We start from the raw sequence: 17674 nt of genomic DNA, 5'->3' as shown, positions 1-17674 counted from the left end.
ACCGCCGCCCACCGCCTCCGGCCGGCTCCGGCGAGAGCCCCGGGCCCGCCGCCCATGAGCCCCTCGTCCGCCACCGCCGCCTGCGACTCGCCGCGTGTCGCCGGTGAGACGCATCGAGGGCGCCCCGGTTCGTCCCGGGGCGCCCTCGATGCCGTCTACGGAGAAGTCGGTCAGGTCTTCTTGCCCGACCCCGCCTCGTCCCGGGCCTCGTCCTTGTCCGCCGCGTCGGCCGGCTCGCCGGTGGTCTTCCGGGCGGGCTCGCCGCCCTCGTCCGCGGCCTCGGTCTTCCCCTCACCGTCGGCTCCGGCGTCGGCGCCGGCCTCGTCCGCCGGGGCTGTCGCCCCCGGCTCCACGACGTCCTCCCGGCCGGGCCGCTTCTTCGCCGACACCACGAAGTACGTCACCGCGAGCAGGAACACGAGGATCGCGGTCCACACGTTGAGCCGCAGGCCCAGGATGTGGTGCGCGTCGTCGACCCGCATGTACTCGATCCAGGCGCGGCCCGAGCAGTACGCGGCGACGTACAGGGCGAACGCCCGGCCGTGGCCCAGCCGGAAGCGGCGGTCGGCCCAGATGACCAGCACGGCCACGCCGACGCACCACAGCGACTCGTACAGGAACGTCGGATGGTAGGTGCCCGGCACCCGCCCGTCGGAGGAGGAGGTGATCTCCAGGGCCCACGGCAGATCGGTGGGCTTGCCGTACAGCTCCTGGTTGAACCAGTTGCCCCAGCGGCCGACGGCCTGCGCGAGGGCGATCCCGGGCGCGACGGCGTCGGCGTAGGCAGGCATGGGGATGCCACGACGGCGGCAGCCGATCCAGGCACCGAGCGCGCCCAGCGCGATCGCGCCCCAGATGCCGAGGCCGCCCTCCCAGATCTTGAAGGCGTCCACCCAGTCACGGCCCTCGCTGAAGTACAGCTCGTAGTCCGTGATCACGTGGTAGAGGCGGCCGCCGACCAGGCCGAAGGGCACGGCCCAGACAGCGATGTCGGCCACCGTGCCGGCCCGCCCGCCCCGGGCGATCCACCGCCTGTTGCCGAGCCAGACGGCGATGAAGACGCCGATGATGATGCAGAACGCGTAGCCGCGCAGCGGAACGGGGCCGAGGTACAGCACCCCGCGCGACGGGCTGGGAATGAAGGCAAGTTCCATGGCAAGGTCGACGCTACCGTGCCGGACCGGGCCCGGGGCGGGCGGCCCGGCTACGGGTCCATAACAGGGGCGGGTGAACCTGCCGTTATCCCTGGTTCGCCTTCTGCACCATCTGCTTGAGCTTGGCCGGGGTCATCGTCCGGTCCTGGTAGATGTTCTTGCCGTCGAACAGCACGGTCGGCGTGCCGGAGAAGCCGCCCTTGTCGAACGCCTGGTGGGACTTGGCGACCCAGGTGTTGTGCGTGCCGTCCTCGACACACTTGCGGAAGGCGGGCGTGTCGAGGCCGTCCACCTTGCCGGCCAGCTCGATCAGCCTGCCGTTGTCCGCGTAGGCGTCGTCGACCTCCTGCGGCTGGTTGTCGAAGAGCACGTCGTGGTACGCCGGGAACTTCCCGGCGTCCTGGGCGCAGGCCGCCGCGTTGGCCGCGTTGCGCGAGCCGCTGCCGCGCATGTTGCCGTCGATGAGGGTGACCAGGTGGTACTCGACCTTGAGCTGGCCGGCCTCGGTCAGCTCGTGGATCACCGGCCGGTAGACCGTCTCGAAGGACTTGCAGGCGGGGCAGCGGAAGTCCTCCCACACCGTGAGCGTGGACTTGGCGCCGTCCTTGCCGACCGGGATGGCCAGGCTGTCCTTGCCCTGCGCTCCCGAGGGCGCAACGACCGGGCCCGAGGCCTCGTCGCCCTCGTCCTTCCCGGCGTTGGCGGCGACGACGCCGATCACCGCCGCGAGTGCCAGGACGCCGACGACGGCACCGCCCACGATCAGCGCGCGCCTGCGCTTGTCCGCGGACTTCTGCTTCTCGCGCTCGACCGCCAGCCGCTCACGGGCGGTGCGCTTTCCCTCAGGGTTCTTCTCGCTCACACCCCGGAAACGAACCGGGGAGACGCACCGCGCCTCCCCGGCCCCAGGTCCACCCGTACGAGGGACCTGTATGACTTCCGGCGTGGTTACGCCTGTCCGCGCACGCCCTGGGCGAGGTCACCGGCGAGCGCGCGCACGGCCTCGACCCCGGCTGCCTCGTCGGGCGCGTCGAGCATGGCCTTGACGAAGGCCGAGCCGACGATCACGCCGTCGGCGAAGCCCGCGACCTCGGCGGCCTGGGCGGGGGTGGACACGCCCAGGCCGACGCAGACCGGCAGGTCCGTCCCGGTGGCCCGGGTGCGCTCCACCAGGTCGTGGGCCTGGTTGCTGACGCTGGCGCGGGTGCCGGTGACGCCCATGAGGGAGGCGGCGTAGACGAAGCCGCTGCCCGCCGCGGTGATCTGCGCGAGCCGCTCGTCCTTGCTGCTGGGGGCGACGACGAAGACGGTGGCGAGGCCGTGCTTCTCCGCGTGCTCCCTCCACAGCGCCGACTCCTGCACGGGCAGGTCGGGCAGGATGCACCCGGCGCCGCCCGCCTCGGCCAGCTCGGCCGTGAACCGCTCCACGCCGTAGCGGTCGATGGGGTTCCAGTACGTCATGACGAGGATGGGCTTGCCGGTGGCCGCGTGGGCCTCGCGGACGGTGCGCATCACGTCGGCGATCCGGACGCCGCCGCGCAGGGCGATGTCGTCGGCGGTCTGGATGACGGGGCCGTCGAGGACGGGGTCGCTGTGCGGCAGGCCCACCTCGACGACGTCGGCGCCGCCGTCGATGACGGCCTTGATCGCGTCGATGCCGCCGTCCACGGTCGGGAAGCCGGCCGGGAGGTAGGCGATGAGCGCCGAGCGCCCCTCGGACCGGGCCGCGGCCAGGGTGTCGCTCAACAGCCGGATGTTCCCGCTCACTTGGCGTCCCCCTCGATCTCGGCGGTGCCGGAGGCGTCCTCGGCGACCTGGGCGTCGGTGTCGTACAGGCCGAAGTAGCGCGCGGCGGTGTCCATGTCCTTGTCGCCGCGCCCGGAGAGGTTGACCACGATCAGCCCGTCCTCGCCGAGTTCCCGGCCGACGTCGAGGGCGCCGGCCAGGGCGTGGGCGCTCTCGATGGCGGGGATGATGCCCTCGGTGCGGGACAGCAGGCGCAGGGCCTGCATGGCCGCGTCGTCGGTGACCGCGCGGTACTCGCCGCGGCCGGAGTCCTTCAGGTGGGAGTGCTCGGGGCCGATGCCCGGGTAGTCCAGGCCGGCCGAGATCGAGTAGGGCTCGGTGATCTGGCCCTCCTCGTCCTGCAGGACGTAGGACCGGGAGCCGTGCAGGATGCCCGGCTCGCCCGCGGTGAGGGTCGCCGCGTGCTCGCCGGTCTCGACCCCGTGCCCGGCCGGTTCGCAGCCGATCAGGCGGACGCTCTCGTCGGGGATGAAGGCGTGGAACAGGCCGATGGCGTTGGAGCCGCCGCCGACGCAGGCGATCGCGGCGTCGGGCAGGCGCCCGGCGCGCTCCAGGAGCTGGCGGCGGGCCTCGACGCCGATGACGCGGTGGAAGTCGCGGACCATGGCCGGGAAGGGGTGCGGTCCGGCGACCGTGCCGAAGAGGTAGTGGGTGCGGTCGACGTTGGCGACCCAGTCCCGGAAGGCCTCGTTGATGGCGTCCTTGAGGGTGCGGCTGCCGGACTTCACGGCGATGACCTCGGCGCCGAGCATGCGCATGCGGGCGACGTTGAGGGCCTGGCGCTGCGTGTCGATCTCGCCCATGTAGATCGTGCAGTCGAGGCCGAACAGGGCGCAGGCGGTGGCGGTCGCGACACCGTGCTGGCCGGCGCCGGTCTCGGCGATGACCCGGGTCTTGCCCATGCGCTTGGTGAGCAGGGCCTGGCCGAGCACGTTGTTGATCTTGTGCGAGCCGGTGTGGTTCAGGTCCTCGCGCTTGAGGAAGACGCGGGCGCCGCCGGCGTGCTCGGCGAAGCGGGGCACCTCCGTGAGGGCGGAAGGGCGGCCGGTGTAGTCGGCCAGGAGGCCGTCGAGCTCCTTGGCGAACTCCGGGTCGTGCTTGGCCTTGTCGTACTCGACGGCCACCTCGTCGACGGCGGCGACGAGGGCCTCGGGGATGAACTTGCCGCCGAAGGCCCCGAAGTAGCCTTCGGGGTCGGGCGATTGACCCTCGGGGTCGGGGATGAAGAACTGGCTGGGCATGCGGATACCTCACGGTGAGTGTGGGTGGATCACTGATCGCCGTGGGGGCAGGGCTGTTTCGTTGACCGCGGGCCGTATGTGGCTGATCGCGCGGTTCCCCGCGCCCCTAACGGGCGCGCTGCCATCGCATGCCGTTGACCTGGCCCGGCTCGTCACCGATGACGTACCGGACGCGGCGGCCGTGGACCCGGCGGGCGGGCGCACGGCAGCCGCGGGGGCGGCAGCCGCGCGCGAGGCGGGCGTACCGGTCCACGGTCGTCAGGGTGGTCGTCATCGGGGCAAGCCTAGCGGCAGGTCAGCTCCGGCCGTGCCGGAGAGCGGGGTGTTCACCGGCGGCCACCAGGTCGGACACCGCCGTCCTCGGGTCCTTGCCGGTGACGAGGGACTCGCCCACCAGGACCGCGTCGGCGCCGGCGTTGGCGTAGGCGATGAGGTCGTGCGGGCCGCGCACGCCGGACTCGGCGATCTTGACGATGTGGTCCGGGATCTCGGGGGCCACGCGCTCGAAGGTGCCGCGGTCGACCTCGAGGGTCTTCAGGTTGCGGGCGTTGACGCCGATCACCCGGGCGCCCGCGTCGACGGCGCGGTCCACCTCGTCCTCGTCGTGCACCTCGACGAGCGGGGTGAGCCCGATGGACTCGGCGCGCTCGATGAGGGACTCCAGGGCCGGCTGGTCGAGGGCGGCGACGATCAGCAGGGCGACGTCGGCGCCGTAGGCGCGGGCCTCCCACAGCTGGTACGAGGTGACGATGAAGTCCTTGCGCAGCACCGGGATGTCCACCCGGGCGCGCACGGCCTCCAGGTCGGCCAGCGACCCGCCGAAGCGGCGCTGTTCGGTGAGGACGGAGATGACGGCGGCGCCGCCCGCCTCGTAGTCCGCGGCGAGGCCCGCCGGGTCGGCGATGGCGGCCAGGGCGCCCTTGGAGGGGCTGGAGCGCTTGACCTCGCAGATGACCTTGACGCCGTCGCCGCGCAGTGCGGCCGCCCCGTCCTTGGCGGCGGGAGCCTTCGCCGCGCGCTCCTTGAGCTCGTCGAGGCTGACGCGCGCCTGCCGCTCATCGAGGTCGGCTCGGACTCCGTCGATGATCTCGTCGAGCACACTCACGCGAGCGGCCCCCTTCCAGACTCTTGACAGTTCCAGCGACCGATCGAAAACCGATGGTCACTGCGATGGTATCCGCAGCGGGGCGTAGGCCTCACATCCGGTTGACGCCGGTCCCACTACCTGGACATACCGGAGTTGATCAAGGATGGAGCCAGCCACCGAAGGGCAGGTTCCGGACAACCGTGAAGACCAGCAGCAATGCCCCGAGGCTCCACAGCAGCCCGGCGGGAGGGTCGATCCGCAGCGGGCGCCCGCGGACGGCGTGGACCACCCAGACGGTCCAGAGCACCGCGCAGGCGAGGTAGCCGGCGACCGCCAGGGCGTTGTCCTGGAGGGCGGCGGGGAGGTCGCCGTGGACGAAGGCGTGGGCGCTGCGCAGACCGCCGCAGCCGGGGCAGTACAGGCCCGTGTAGCGCAGCAGCGGGCAGGCCGGGTAGTGGCCGGGCTCGTTGGGGTCCACCGCGCCGACGTAGGCGAAGGCGGCCGCGATGGCCGCGAGCACCCCGGCGGGGACCGCGAGGCGGCCCGGGAGGCCGGTCGTCACCCGGCGGCGGTCGGTGTTCACACCAGGCATTGTGCCCCGCGCACGCGCGAGGGGCGGCTGCGGCACGTGCGTGCCGGCCGCCCCTCGTGCGAGGACGCCCGAGGGCGCCGGGCTCAGCCCTGGGCGCCCGCCGGCTCGCGGTCGCCGGTCATCTGGTGCGGCTGGTTGTGCTCCTTCGGCTGGCCCAGGCCCATCATCCGCATGATGCCGCCGACCACACCGCCGAGGAGGGTGACCGCGATGCCCGCCCAGAAGCCCGCCGGCTGGTCCATCACCATGAAGGCGCCCGCGACGCAGAAACCGATGAAGGCGATGATGACACCGGTCCAGGCGGCCGGGGTGTGACCGTGGCTGCTGCCCGCCATTGCTTGCTCCTCGTTGCTGTGTGCGTGTCTGAGCAGGACGCTCGGGGACATTGTCCCGCACGCGCGCCCGCCGGGTCACCGGGGGTGTGCCCCGCGCTCACCCGTGCGGCTCAGGCGCCGGTCGGGTCCTCGCCCCGGTCCAGTGCCTTCCACAGGTCCTCGGGCCGGTCGGGGTCGCCGGCCGGGGCCGCGCGGCGCGGCTGGGGCCTGCTGCCGCCGCGCTCGTAGCGGCCGGACATCCCCGGCCACAGGCGGCCGTAGCGCAGGGCGAGCAGCCCGGCGAGCAGGATGAGGACGCCGCCGACGGCCGCGACGTACGGCCATGCGGTGTGGCTGAGGGCGCCGACGGAGGCGGAGGTGTCGCCGGTGGCCTGGGCGGCCTGCTCGTCGAGCGCGGAGGAGTCGGAGGCGCCGAACAGGGCGGCGACGACGATGCCCGCTCCGGACAGGGCGAGCAGCGCGGCCACGACGAGACGGCCGGCGCGGCGCACGGCGAAGACGGCGACGAGCGCGGCGAGGCCGACTATGGCGAGCGCCGCGGGGACGCCCGTGACGTCGCTGCCCGTGGCGGTGAGGGGGAGCGCGCCGCCGGCCACCGTCGCGGTGCCCTCCGACCACTGCTGCCGGGTGGCGAGCAGGGCCACGGCCGCGCCGAGCGCGCCGCCCAGCAGGGCGACGGCGAGGCTCAGGCGGCCGGCCCGGGCGGGTCCGGCGGCTTCGGAACGGGGGTGAGGTACGGCAGTCACGTACTCCACTATCGCCTGAACCCGGGGCGATACGTCACCCGGGGTTCGTCTCAGGCCCCGCCCAGCCGGTTGGCCGTGTGCACGGCGCGCAGCACCGCGGCCGCCTTGTTGCGGCACTCGGTGTCCTCGGCGACGGGGTCCGAGTCGGCGACGACACCCGCTCCGGCCTGCACGTACGCGGTGCCGTCGCGCAGGAGGGCGGTGCGGATGGCGATGGCGGTGTCGGAGTCGCCGGCGAAGTCGAGGTAGCCGACGCAGCCGCCGTACAGCCCGCGCCGGGACGGTTCGAGTTCGTCGATGATCTGCATCGCGCGGGGCTTCGGGGCGCCGGAGAGGGTGCCGGCCGGGAAGCAGGCGGTGAGGACGTCGAAGGCGCTGCGGCCGGGCGCCACCCGGCCGGTGACCGTGGAGACGATGTGCATCACGTGCGAGTAGCGCTCGACGGACATGAAGTCGACGACCTCGACCGAGCCGGGCTCGCAGACCCGGCCCAGGTCGTTGCGGCCCAGGTCGACGAGCATGAGGTGCTCGGCGCGCTCCTTGGGGTCGGCCAGCAGTTCCTCGGCGAGGGACTGGTCCTCCTGCGGGGTGGCACCGCGCCGGCGGGTGCCCGCGATGGGGTGCACCATGGCCCGGCCGTCCTCGACCTTGACCAGGGCCTCGGGCGAGGAGCCGACGACGTCGAACCCGTCGAAGCGGAAGAGGTACATGTACGGCGAGGGGTTGGTGGCCCGCAGCACCCGGTAGACGTCCAGGGCGCTCGCGGTGCAGGGCGTCTCGAAGCGCTGGGAGGGCACGACCTGGAAGGCCTCGCCGGCCCGGATGCGCTCCTTGATGTCCTCGACGGCCTCCTGGTAGTCGGGGCCGCCCCACAGCGCGGTGTACTCGGGCAGTTCGGAGGGCGGGAGCACGGCCGGGGGCTGGGCGACCGGGCGGGTCAGGTCGGCCTGCATGGCGTCGAGGCGGGCCACCGCGTCCGCGTGGGCCTCGTCGACGCCCGTCTCCAGGTCGTTGTGGTTGATCGCGTTGGCGATCAGCAGCACCGACCCCTCCCAGTGGTCCATGACGGCGAGGTCGCTGGTCAGGAGCATGGTCAGTTCGGGGAGCCGGAGGTCGTCGCGCTCGCCGGGGCCGATCTTCTCCAGGCGGCGGACGATGTCGTAGCCGAGGTAGCCGACCATGCCGCCGGTGAAGGGCGGCAGGCCCTCCTGGTGGGGGGTGTGCAGGGCCTCGATGGTCGCGCGCAGCGCGGCGAGCGGGTCGCCGCCGGTGGGGACGCCGACGGGCGGGGCGCCGACCCAGTGGGCCTCGCCGTCGCGCTCGGTCAGGGTGGCGGCGCTGCGGACGCCGACGAAGGAGTACCGGGACCAGGAGCGGCCGTTCTCCGCCGACTCCAGCAGGAAGGTGCCGGGGCGCTCCGCGGCGAGCTTGCGGTAGAGCGCCACCGGGGTGTCGCCGTCGGCGAGGAGCTTGCGGGTGACGGGGATGACCCGCCGGTCGGTGGCGAGCTTGCGGAACGTCTCGAGGTCCATGGCCAGTGACCTTACTGATCCGTGCCGGGCGCGCCGGTGCCGCCGTCCGTCAGCAGCACGTCCTCGTCGAAGCAGGTGCGCGCGCCGGTGTGGCAGGCGGCGCCGACCTGGTCGACCTGGACCAGGATCGTGTCGGCGTCGCAGTCCAGCGCGACGGACTTCACCCACTGGACGTGGCCGGAGGTGTCGCCCTTGACCCAGTACTCCCGGCGGCTGCGCGACCAGTACGTGCACCGGCCCGTGGTCAGGGTGCGGTGCAGGGCCTCGTCGTCCATCCAGCCGAGCATGAGCACCTCTTTGGTGTCGTACTGCTGGGCGATGGCGGGCAGGAGGCCGTCGGCGCTGTGCTTGAGGCGGGCGGCGATCTCCGGGTCGAGGCGGCCGGGCCGGTCGGGCGTGCTGGTCATGCCGACCATTGTGCCGCGCCCGGCCACCGGACCCGTTCCGGTGTCCACTGGGCGGACCGGCGCGGCGGCCCCGACCGGCACGTCTGCTGGGCGGACCGGGGGGCCGGTCGTAGGCTGGCCGCATGTCGACCCATGCCAAGCGTGAACGACTTCTCCTCGCCGACCTGTTGGAGACCGCGGGCCCGGACGCGCCCACCCTGTGCGAGGGCTGGCTGACCCGGGACCTCGCCGCCCACGTGGTGGTGCGCGAGCGCCGCCCGGACGCCGCCGGGGGCATGCTGATCAAGCAGCTCGCGTCCCGGCTCGACCGGGTGATGGCCGAGTACACGGACAAGCCGTACGAGGAGCTGATCCAGCTCATCCGCACGGGCCCGCCGCGCTTCTCCCCCTTCTCCCTCAAGCCCGTCGACGAGGCGTCGAACATCGTCGAGTTCTACGTCCACACCGAGGACGTGCGACGCGCCCAGCCGGACTGGTCCCCGCGGGAGCTCGACCCGGTCTTCCAGGACGCGCTGTGGTCCCGCCTGGAGCGCACCGCCCGGCTGATGGGCCGGGGCGTCCCGACGGGCCTGGTGCTGCGCCGCCCGGACGGCCAGACGGCGGTCGCCCACCGCGGCACACCGGTCGTCACGGTCACCGGCGAGCCGTCCGAACTCGTCCTGTTCTCCTACGGCCGCCAGAGCGCGGCCAAGGTCGACCTGGCCGGCGACGAGAACGCCATCACCAAACTCCAGCAGTCGAAGCAGCTCGGGATCTGAGCGGTCCTCTTCCGGCGGCCGGGCCCGGTCAGTGCGGGAGTTCGGCGCGGCGCAGCGGGGCCGAGCACAGGGTGACGAGGGCACCCAGGCCGCAGATCGCCGCGCACACCGCGAAGACCGGGCCCGTCGACCACCGCTCGACGGCGGCGCCGACCACCGGGAAGGTCAGCGGGGCGATGCCGAACCCGGTGAGGGCGGCGACGGAGGTGACCCGGCCGAGGTGGGCCGGGCTCGCCGTGACCTGGAGCAGGGCCCCGCGCAGGGCGCCGCCGAGTCCCGCCGCCAGGCCGACGACGAGGGCCACGGCGGTCGCGGCGAGGGCCGACGGGGTGTGCGCGAGCCCGGCGATGGCCAGGGAGCCGGCGATCTCTCCCCCGGCGATGACGAGCCCGGCACGGGGGACGCGGCCGCGCAGGGTGAGCAGCAGCGAGGCGGCCCCGGCCCCGGCGCCGAACCCGGCGAGCACCCAGCCCATGCCGGCCGAGCCCCACCCCTTCTCCTCGGCCAGCAGGATCAACCCGAGGTTCATCGGCCCGACGAAGCCGAGGTCGCCCAGGGCCGTGGCGATCACCAGCGGCCGCAGGACCGGGTGCCGGGCGATGTGCCGCAGCCCGTCCCGCAGACCACCCGGGGCATCGCCCCCTGCGCCCTCGGACGGGTCTGCGGCAGCACCCGGGACGACACCCGCAGCGTGACCGGCCCGCACCGAGCCGCCCTCGGCCGCCCCACCGGTGCCGGAGGGGGCCGCACCCGGTGAGGGCGCCGGGCCGGGCGCGGCGGCACCCGGCGAACGGGCCTGGTCCGTGGGAACAGCAGCCTCCGCATCATCCGGACCGCCACACGGCGCGACCGCCGAATCCGCCGGGACGCGGCACGGTGACCCTCCGGTGCCGGAGGGGGCCGCACCCGGTGAGGGCGCCGGGCCGGGCCGTGGGGTCTGGGGTGTGCGTGCCGCGTTCGACGGGGGCTCCGCGTCTCGAGCGGCCCGCACGGCCCGCATGAACGGCAGCGACCCGCCGATGAGCAGCGCCGCCAGTGCGAAGGCCCCGGCCGTGCCGCCCAGCGCGACGCCGAGTCCTCCCAGCGGGCCGCCCAGGACGATGGCGAGGCGGGTGGCCAGGCCGCGCATGCCGTGGACGCGGGCCAGCTGGCCGCGGCCGGTGATGCGCGCGGGCAGCGCACCCGCGGCGGGCAGGAAGACGGCGTCGACGGCCCCGAACAGCAGCGCCACCGCGCCGAGCGCCCACAGCCCCGGGTCGGTCACGAGGAGCATCCCGGCCGCCACGACCACCAGCACGAAGCGCAGCGCGCTGCTGGACAGGACCACCCGGTGTGGGCCGTAGCGGTCGGCGATCACTCCCCCGCCCGGCATCAGCAGGGCACGCGGCGCCGCGCTCACCGCCGTCACCAGTCCGGCCTCGGCCGGGGTGCCGGCCCGTACGGCCGCCCAGGACAGGGCGACGTAGTAGACGGTGTCCCCGACCGCCGACGACGTGTACGCGCCGAGCCAGCGCAGCACGTTGGGGTCGCGGTGGGCGGCCGTCTCAGAGGCGGAAGGGGAAGGCATGGGTGTGCAGCGCGACGTTCTCGCGCCCCTCGGTGTCCCCGGCCGCGTCGGCCGCCCGTCCCCGCTCCTGGTACTTCCGCGTCACCTCACGCAATTCGCCGGCGAGTTGGGCGAGTTCGCGAGCCGTGAGCCGCAGGACCGACTCCGAGGACTCCGCCGCGGTGCTCCACTTCCGGGGCCAGTGCGGGCGTTCGTCGAGGTACCGCCGGTACATGTCGGCCTGCTGGTCGAAGAAGAGACGGCTGGCCGCGGTGTGCGCGGCGGCCCGCTCGGGGCCGTCGCGGAAGTCCTCGCCATGGATGCTGACGCCGTCCGACGCCGGCTGCCACCAGCGTTCCCGCCCGTCGGCGCTCTGCGGTTCGGCCTCCTCGATCAGGCCGTGTTCGGCGAGCTTGCGCAGGTGGTAACTGACCAGCGAGACGGCCTCGTCGACCTGTTCGGCCAGGTGCGAGGCGGTGGCGACCCGGGCGATCCTGAGGTGGCGCATCAGCTGGATGCGGAGCGGATGGGCCAGCGCCTTGAGGGTGCCCACGTCGGTGATGCGGCGGTCTCTCTCCTTGCCTGCCATGCCCATGACCGTAGAAGGGAAAGGAACATTGCACAACTCCCTTTGCGCAATATTCTTTTCCCATCCGGCACGAGAAGACCCCGGCCGCTGGGCGCGGCCGGGGCCCTGGAACTCGGCGGGAGCTCACCGCACCGGGTGGCCCGCTTCCCGCAAGGTCTGCTTGACCTGGCCGATGCGCAGGTCGCCGAAGTGGAAGACCGACGCGGCCAGGACCGCGTCCGCGCCCGCCTCGACGGCCGGCGGGAAGTCGGCCAGCGCGCCCGCGCCGCCCGAGGCGATGACCGGGACCGTGACGTGCTTGCGGACGGCCCGGATCATCTCCAGGTCGTAGCCGTCCTTCGTGCCGTCCGCGTCCATCGAGTTGAGCAGGATCTCCCCCGCGCCCAACTCGGCCGCCCGGTGGGCCCATTCGACGGCGTCGATGCCGGTGCCGCGGCGGCCGCCGTGGGTGGTCACCTCGAAGGAGCCGGACTCGGTGCGGCGCGCGTCGACCGACAGGACGAGGACCTGGCGGCCGAAGCGCTCGGCGATCTCGCGGATCAGCTCGGGGCGCGCGATGGCCGCCGTGTTGACGCCGACCTTGTCCGCACCGGCCCGCAGCAGCCGGTCCACGTCCTCGGCCGTGCGCACGCCGCCGCCGACCGTGAGCGGGATGAACACCTGCTCGGCCGTGCGGCGCACCACGTCGTAGGTGGTCTCCCGGTCGCCGGACGAGGCGGTGATGTCCAGGAACGTCAGCTCGTCGGCGCCCTCGGCGTCGTACACCTTCGCCATCTCGACGGGGTCGCCCGCGTCGCGCAGGTTCTGGAAGTTGACGCCCTTGACGACCCGGCCGTTGTCCACGTCCAGGCAGGGGATGACTCGGACCGCCAGGGTCATGAATCGTGCTCCTCTAGTGTTCCGCTGAGGGAGTGCCTCTGAATGCTTCGACTTCCACCGACACCAGGACCCGGGAGTCGATGAACCCCTGCACGACCAGCAGGGTCGCGGCCGGACGCACGGCGTCGAACATCTCCTTGTGGGCCCGTCCGACCGCGTCCACGTCACGCGCGTGGGCCAGGTGCACCCGGGTGCGGATCACCGAGTCGGCGGTGAGGCCGAACTCGGCGATCGCCTCCAGGGCGCTGGTGAAGGCCACCTTGGCCTGTTCGTAGGGGTCGCCCTCGCCGTAGAGCACGTCGCCCTTGAAGGCGGTCGTGCCCGCGACGAGCACACGGTCACCCGCCGCCACGGCCCGTGCAAAACCGAAGGAATCTTCCCAGGGACTTCCGCTCTGCACACGCCGTACGGCTTCGGACGTCATGACGACACAGCCTCCAAGGCTTCTTCCAGGGTGAACGCCTTCGCGTACAGCGCCTTCCCTACGATCGCGCCCTCGACACCGGCCGGAACCAGCCCGGCGATCGCGCGCAGGTCGTCCAGGGAGGACACGCCGCCGGAGGCGACGACCGGCCGGTCGGTGGCCGCGCACACGTTCTTCAGCAGCTCCAGGTTGGGGCCCTGGAGCGTGCCGTCCTTGGCGATGTCGGTGACGACGTAGCGGGCGCAGCCCTCCTTGTTCAGGCGCTCCAGCGTCTCGTAGAGGTCGCCCCCGTCGCGGGTCCAGCCGCGGCCGCGCAGGGTGGTGCCCCGGACGTCCAGGCCCACCGCGATCTTGTCGCCGTGCTCGGCGATGACCTTGGCGACCCACTCGGGGGTCTCCAGGGCGGCCGTGCCCAGGTTGACGCGGGTGCAGCCGGTGGCGAGGGCGGCGGCGAGGGTGTCGTCGTCGCGGATGCCGCCGGACAGCTCCACCTTGATGTCCATGGCCTTGGCGACCTCGGCGATCAGCTCGCGGTTGTCGCCGGTGCCGAACGCCGCGTCCAGGTCGACCAGGTGCAGCCACTCGGCCCCGGAACGCTGCCAGGCCAGGGCGGCCTCCAGCGGGGAGCCGTAGGAGGTCTCCGTGCCGGACTCGCCGTGCACCAGGCGGACGGCCTGGCCGTCACGGACGTCGACGGCGGGCAGGAGTTCGAGCTTCGAAGCCATCAGAGGGTTCCGATCCAGTTGTTCAGCAGCTGGGCTCCGGCGTCGCCGGACTTCTCGGGGTGGAACTGCGTGGCCCACAGGGCGCCGTTCTCGACGGCCGCGACGAACGGCTTGCCGTGCGTGGACCAGGTGACCTTGGGGGCCTCGATCGCCGGGTTGTGCGTCTCCAGGGACCAGTCGTGGACCGCGTAGGAGTGCACGAAGTAGAAGCGGGCGTCCGCGTCGAGGCCGGCGAACAGCCGCGAACCGGGCGCCGCCTCCACGGTGTTCCAGCCCATGTGGGGCACGACCTCGGCCTGCAGCGGCTCGACCGAGCCGGGCCACTCGTCGAGTCCGTCGCTCTCCACGCCGTGCTCGATGCCGCGCGCGAAGAGGATCTGCATGCCGACGCAGATGCCCATGACGGGCCGGCCGCCGGACAGGCGGCGGTCGACGATCCAGTCGCCGCGCGCCTCGCGCAGCCCCGTCATGCAGGAGGCGAAGGCGCCGACGCCGGGCACGAGCAGGCCGTCGGCGTTCATGGCCTTGTCGTAGTCACGGGTGATCTCGACGTCCGCTCCCGCGCGGGCGAGGGCGCGCTCGGCGGAGCGGACGTTGCCGAAGCCGTAGTCGAAGACGACGACCTTCTTCCGCGTCGTCAGGGGGCTGCTCAATTCCACACCTCCAGTCGCACGACGCCGGCGACGAGGCACATGGCCGCGCCGATCGACAGCAGCACGATCAGTCCCTTGGGCATCTTCTGCTTGACGAACGAGTAGACCCCGCCGGCCAGGAACAGGCCGACGACGATCAGCAGGGTCGAGATGCCGCTCACAGGGCGCCCTTCGTGGAGGGGAGGATGCCGGCCGCGCGCGGGTCGCGCTCGGAGGCGTAGCGCAGGGCCCGGGCCAGCGCCTTGAACTGGCACTCCACGATGTGGTGCGCGTTGCGCCCGTAGGGCACGTGCACGTGCAGGGCGATCTGCGCCTGCGCCACGAAGGACTCCAGGATGTGCCGGGTCATGGTGGTGTCGTACTCGCCGATCATCGGCGCCATCTTCTCGGGCTCGGTGTGCACGAGGTAGGGGCGGCCGGACAGGTCGACGGTGACCTGGGCGAGGGACTCGTCCAGCGGGACCGTGCAGTTGCCGAAGCGGTAGATGCCGACCTTGTCGCCGAGGGCCTGCTTGAAGGCGGCGCCGAGGGCGAGGGCGGTGTCCTCGATCGTGTGGTGCGAGTCGATGTGCAGGTCGCCCTCGGTCTTCACGGTCAGGTCGAACAGACCGTGCCGGCCGAGCTGGTCGAGCATGTGGTCGTAGAAGCCGACGCCGGTGGAGATCTCCGTCTTGCCGGTGCCGTCGAGGTCTATCTCGACGAGGACCGAGGTCTCCTTGGTCGTCCGCTCCACGCGTCCGATGCGGCTCATTGACTCTGCTCCTTCTTCAGTGCACGGACCGCGTCGAGGAACGCGTCGTTCTCTTCGGGGGTGCCGGCCGACACGCGCAGCCACCCGGGGATGCCGTTGTCCCGTACCAGCACCCCGTGGTCGAGGATCTTGCGCCAGGCCGTGTGCGCGCCGCCCTCGCCGTCGAACCGCCCGAACTGGACGAAGTTCGCGTCGGAGTCCACGACCTCGTAGCCGGCCGCCCGCAGCTCGGTGACCAGGCGGTCCCGCTCGGCCTTCAGCTGTTCCACATAACCGAGCAGCGTGCCCGTGTGTTCCAGGGCGGCCAGGGCGGTCGCCTGGGTGACGGCGGACAGGTGGTACGGCAGCCGGACCAGCTGGACCGCGTCGACGACGGCCGGGTGGGCGGCCAGGTAGCCCAGGCGCAGGCCCGCCGCGCCGAACGCCTTGGACATGGTCCGCGAGACGACGAGGTTCGGGCGTCCCTCCAGCAGCGGCAGCAGCGAGTCGCCGTGGCTGAACTCGATGTACGCCTCGTCGACCACCACCATCGACGGCTTCGCCGCCTGCGCGGCCTCGTACAGCGCGAGGACGGTCTCGCGCGGGACGGCGTTGCCCGTGGGGTTGTTGGGGGTGGTGACGAAGACCACGTCGGGCCGGTGCTCGGCGATCGCCTGCCGGGCGGCGGCGAGGTCGATCGAGAAGTCCGCACCCCGCGGCCCGGAGATCCAGCCCGTCCCGGTGCCCCGCGCGATCAGCGCGTGCATCGAGTACGACGGCTCGAAGCCGATCGCCGTGCGGCCCGGGCCACCGAAGGTCTGCAGCAGCTGCTGGATGACCTCGTTGGAACCGTTGGCCGCCCAGACGTTCGCCGGACCGACCTCGTGGCCCGAGGTGTCGGTCAGGTACTCCGCCAGGCGGGTGCGCAGCTCGACCGCGTCGCGGTCGGGGTAGCGGTTCAGGTTCCTGGCCGCCTCGCGGACCCGCTCGGCGATGCGCTCGACCAGCGGCTCGGGCAGCGGATAGGGGTTCTCGTTGGTGTTCAGCCGTACGGGGACGTCCAGCTGGGGCGCGCCGTAGGGGGACTTGCCGCGCAGCTCGTCGCGTACGGGGAGATCGTCGATCGTTACGTCGCTCACTTGCCCTGCGGAACCTTCCAGTCGAACCTCGCCTTGATCGCCGCGCCGTGGGCCGGCAGGTCCTCCGCCTCGGCCAGCGTGACCACGTGGTGCGCGACGTCGGCCAGCGCCTCGCGCGTGTAGTCGACGACGTGGATGCCGCGCAGGAAGGACTGCACGGACAGGCCCGAGGAGTGGCAGGCGCAGCCGCCGGTGGGCAGGACGTGGTTGGACCCGGCCGCGTAGTCGCCCAGCGACACGGGCGCCCACGGGCCGATGAAGATCGCGCCGGCGTTGCGGACCCGGTCGGCCACCGCGGCGGCGTCGGCGGTCTGGATCTCCAGGTGCTCGGCGCCGTACGCGTCGACCACCTTCAGACCCTCCTCGACGCCGTCGACCAGGACGATCGCCGACTGCCTGCCGGACAGGGCCGGGACGATCCGGTCCTCGACGTGCTTGCTGGCGGCGACCTGCGGCTCCAGTTCCTTCTCGACGGCGTCGGCGAGGTCGGCGGAGTCGGTGACCAGGACGGCGGCGGCCAGCGGGTCGTGCTCGGCCTGGCTGATCAGGTCGGAGGCGATGTGCACCGGGTCGGCGGTGTCGTCGGCGAGGACGGCGATCTCGGTGGGGCCGGCCTCGGCGTCGATGCCGATCTTGCCGGTGAAGTAGCGCTTGGCGGCGGCGACCCAGATGTTGCCGGGCCCGGTGACCATGTTCGCGGGGGCGCAGGACTCGGTGCCGTAGGCGAACATCGCGACGGCCGTGGCGCCGCCGGCCGCGTAGACCTCGTCGACGCCGAGCAGGGCGCAGGCGGCGAGGATGGTCGGGTGCGGCAGGCCGCCGAAGTCGGCCTGCGCGGGCGAGGCGAGCGCGACGGACTCCACGCCGGCCTCCTGCGCGGGCACCACGTTCATGATCACGGAGGACGGGTAGACCGACCGGCCGCCGGGCGCGTACAGCCCGACGCGCTCGACCGGAACCCACTTCTCGGTCACGGTTCCACCGGGCACGACCTGGGTGGTGTGCGTGGACCGGCGCTGCGCGCGGTGGACGGTCCGGGCACGGCGGATGGACTCCTCCAGGGCCGCGCGCACGGCCGGGTCGAGCTCCTCCAGCGCGCGGGTGAGCGCGGCGGCGGGGACGCGCACCTGGTCGAGCCTGACCCCGTCGAACCGCTCGGCCGCGTCGATCAGCGCCGCGTCGCCCCGATGATGCACGTCCTCGCAGATCGGACGCACCTTCTCCAGGGCGGCCTGTACGTCGAAGTCGGCTCGGGGCAGCAGGTCACGCAGGGCGGGGCCCTCGACGAGGGCGTCGCCGCGCAGATCGATTCGGGAGATCACGTGCTCAAT

22 protein-coding genes are annotated in these 17674 nt (G+C 72.9%); 1 reads left to right on the top strand and 21 read right to left on the bottom strand.

Annotated features, from left to right (window positions below):
• Positions 1 to 170: 170 nt before the first annotated feature.
• The 11 genes from lgt to hisI all read right to left on the bottom strand — a co-directional run bounded on the left by lgt (position 171) and on the right by hisI (position 8900).
• Positions 171 to 1154: a prolipoprotein diacylglyceryl transferase gene (gene lgt / locus ACZ4M5_RS24600; protein WP_467739983.1), complete on the bottom strand. Its 984-nt coding sequence runs from the start codon at positions 1152 to 1154 to the stop codon at positions 171 to 173.
• A gap of 85 nt (positions 1155 to 1239) precedes the next feature.
• Positions 1240 to 2016, bottom strand: coding sequence for a DsbA family protein (locus ACZ4M5_RS24595; RefSeq protein ID WP_467739982.1), 777 nt, complete (start codon positions 2014 to 2016; stop codon positions 1240 to 1242).
• 86 nt (positions 2017 to 2102) lie between these two features.
• Complete coding sequence (gene trpA, locus ACZ4M5_RS24590) at positions 2103 to 2921, bottom strand: tryptophan synthase subunit alpha (RefSeq protein ID WP_467739981.1); 819 nt, start codon at positions 2919 to 2921, stop codon at positions 2103 to 2105.
• The gene (gene trpB, locus ACZ4M5_RS24585; protein WP_467739980.1) at positions 2918 to 4201 is read right to left on the bottom strand and encodes a tryptophan synthase subunit beta; all 1284 of its coding nucleotides are present in this window, start codon (positions 4199 to 4201) and stop codon (positions 2918 to 2920) included. The genes trpA and trpB overlap by 4 nt, the downstream gene beginning before the upstream one ends.
• Before the next feature lie 106 nt (positions 4202 to 4307).
• The gene (gene trpM, locus ACZ4M5_RS24580; RefSeq protein WP_333931235.1) at positions 4308 to 4475 is read right to left on the bottom strand and encodes a tryptophan biosynthesis modulator TrpM; all 168 of its coding nucleotides are present in this window, start codon (positions 4473 to 4475) and stop codon (positions 4308 to 4310) included.
• A 21-nt stretch (positions 4476 to 4496) separates the two neighbouring features.
• Complete coding sequence (gene trpC, locus ACZ4M5_RS24575; RefSeq protein WP_398111998.1) at positions 4497 to 5306, bottom strand: indole-3-glycerol phosphate synthase TrpC; 810 nt, start codon at positions 5304 to 5306, stop codon at positions 4497 to 4499.
• A 139-nt stretch (positions 5307 to 5445) separates the two neighbouring features.
• Positions 5446 to 5880, bottom strand: a complete 435-nt coding sequence (locus ACZ4M5_RS24570) for a DUF2752 domain-containing protein (RefSeq protein ID WP_467739979.1) — start codon at positions 5878 to 5880, stop codon at positions 5446 to 5448.
• Positions 5881 to 5963: 83 nt separating this feature from the next.
• A complete protein-coding gene (locus ACZ4M5_RS24565) occupies positions 5964 to 6215 on the bottom strand; it encodes an HGxxPAAW family protein (protein WP_467739978.1) in 252 nt (83 codons plus the stop codon).
• A gap of 110 nt (positions 6216 to 6325) precedes the next feature.
• A complete protein-coding gene (locus tag ACZ4M5_RS24560) occupies positions 6326 to 6970 on the bottom strand; it encodes a TIGR02234 family membrane protein (RefSeq protein ID WP_467739977.1) in 645 nt (214 codons plus the stop codon).
• A 41-nt stretch (positions 6971 to 7011) separates the two neighbouring features.
• Complete coding sequence (locus ACZ4M5_RS24555; RefSeq protein WP_467739976.1) at positions 7012 to 8493, bottom strand: anthranilate synthase component I; 1482 nt, start codon at positions 8491 to 8493, stop codon at positions 7012 to 7014.
• An 11-nt stretch (positions 8494 to 8504) separates the two neighbouring features.
• A complete protein-coding gene (gene hisI / locus ACZ4M5_RS24550; protein ID WP_467739975.1) occupies positions 8505 to 8900 on the bottom strand; it encodes a phosphoribosyl-AMP cyclohydrolase in 396 nt (131 codons plus the stop codon).
• 122 nt (positions 8901 to 9022) lie between these two features.
• Between hisI and ACZ4M5_RS24545 the strand changes: the two genes are divergently transcribed.
• Positions 9023 to 9658 carry a TIGR03085 family metal-binding protein gene (locus ACZ4M5_RS24545; protein WP_467739974.1) on the top strand — a complete coding sequence of 212 codons (636 nt, stop codon included), beginning with the start codon at positions 9023 to 9025 and terminating at the stop codon, positions 9656 to 9658.
• Positions 9659 to 9686: 28 nt separating this feature from the next.
• Here ACZ4M5_RS24545 and ACZ4M5_RS24540 read toward each other — a convergent pair whose 3' ends face one another.
• The 10 genes from ACZ4M5_RS24540 to hisD form a co-directional block, all read right to left on the bottom strand.
• Complete coding sequence (locus ACZ4M5_RS24540) at positions 9687 to 11225, bottom strand: MFS transporter (RefSeq protein WP_467739973.1); 1539 nt, start codon at positions 11223 to 11225, stop codon at positions 9687 to 9689.
• Positions 11203 to 11793 (bottom strand): ArsR/SmtB family transcription factor, encoded by a 591-nt coding sequence (locus ACZ4M5_RS24535; RefSeq protein ID WP_467739972.1) that lies wholly within the window; start codon positions 11791 to 11793, stop codon positions 11203 to 11205. Before ACZ4M5_RS24535 ends, ACZ4M5_RS24540 begins: the two co-directional genes overlap by 23 nt.
• A gap of 123 nt (positions 11794 to 11916) precedes the next feature.
• Complete coding sequence (hisF, locus tag ACZ4M5_RS24530; RefSeq protein ID WP_467739971.1) at positions 11917 to 12672, bottom strand: imidazole glycerol phosphate synthase subunit HisF; 756 nt, start codon at positions 12670 to 12672, stop codon at positions 11917 to 11919.
• 13 nt (positions 12673 to 12685) lie between these two features.
• Entirely contained in the window at positions 12686 to 13096 is a 411-nt protein-coding gene (locus ACZ4M5_RS24525; protein WP_467739970.1) for a RidA family protein, read from the bottom strand.
• On the bottom strand, positions 13093 to 13821 hold the full coding sequence (gene priA / locus ACZ4M5_RS24520) for a bifunctional 1-(5-phosphoribosyl)-5-((5-phosphoribosylamino)methylideneamino)imidazole-4-carboxamide isomerase/phosphoribosylanthranilate isomerase PriA (protein WP_467739969.1): 729 nt from the start codon (positions 13819 to 13821) through the stop codon (positions 13093 to 13095). The genes ACZ4M5_RS24525 and priA overlap by 4 nt, the downstream gene beginning before the upstream one ends.
• The gene (gene hisH / locus ACZ4M5_RS24515; RefSeq protein ID WP_467740133.1) at positions 13821 to 14462 is read right to left on the bottom strand and encodes an imidazole glycerol phosphate synthase subunit HisH; all 642 of its coding nucleotides are present in this window, start codon (positions 14460 to 14462) and stop codon (positions 13821 to 13823) included. Before hisH ends, priA begins: the two co-directional genes overlap by 1 nt.
• A gap of 8 nt (positions 14463 to 14470) precedes the next feature.
• Positions 14471 to 14635 carry a hypothetical protein gene (locus tag ACZ4M5_RS24510; RefSeq protein ID WP_398112007.1) on the bottom strand — a complete coding sequence of 55 codons (165 nt, stop codon included), beginning with the start codon at positions 14633 to 14635 and terminating at the stop codon, positions 14471 to 14473.
• On the bottom strand, positions 14632 to 15225 hold the full coding sequence (gene hisB / locus ACZ4M5_RS24505; protein ID WP_086849365.1) for an imidazoleglycerol-phosphate dehydratase HisB: 594 nt from the start codon (positions 15223 to 15225) through the stop codon (positions 14632 to 14634). The genes ACZ4M5_RS24510 and hisB overlap by 4 nt, the downstream gene beginning before the upstream one ends.
• The gene (locus ACZ4M5_RS24500; RefSeq protein ID WP_467739968.1) at positions 15222 to 16343 is read right to left on the bottom strand and encodes a histidinol-phosphate transaminase; all 1122 of its coding nucleotides are present in this window, start codon (positions 16341 to 16343) and stop codon (positions 15222 to 15224) included. The genes hisB and ACZ4M5_RS24500 overlap by 4 nt, the downstream gene beginning before the upstream one ends.
• Complete coding sequence (gene hisD / locus ACZ4M5_RS24495; protein ID WP_467739967.1) at positions 16340 to 17665, bottom strand: histidinol dehydrogenase; 1326 nt, start codon at positions 17663 to 17665, stop codon at positions 16340 to 16342. Before hisD ends, ACZ4M5_RS24500 begins: the two co-directional genes overlap by 4 nt.
• Positions 17666 to 17674 lie beyond the last annotated feature (9 nt).

The organism is Streptomyces sp. NPDC026246, assembly GCF_055567995.1.
The sequence above is the reverse complement of the archived record's forward strand: the minus strand, read 5'-3'. Positions and strand labels throughout refer to the sequence as shown.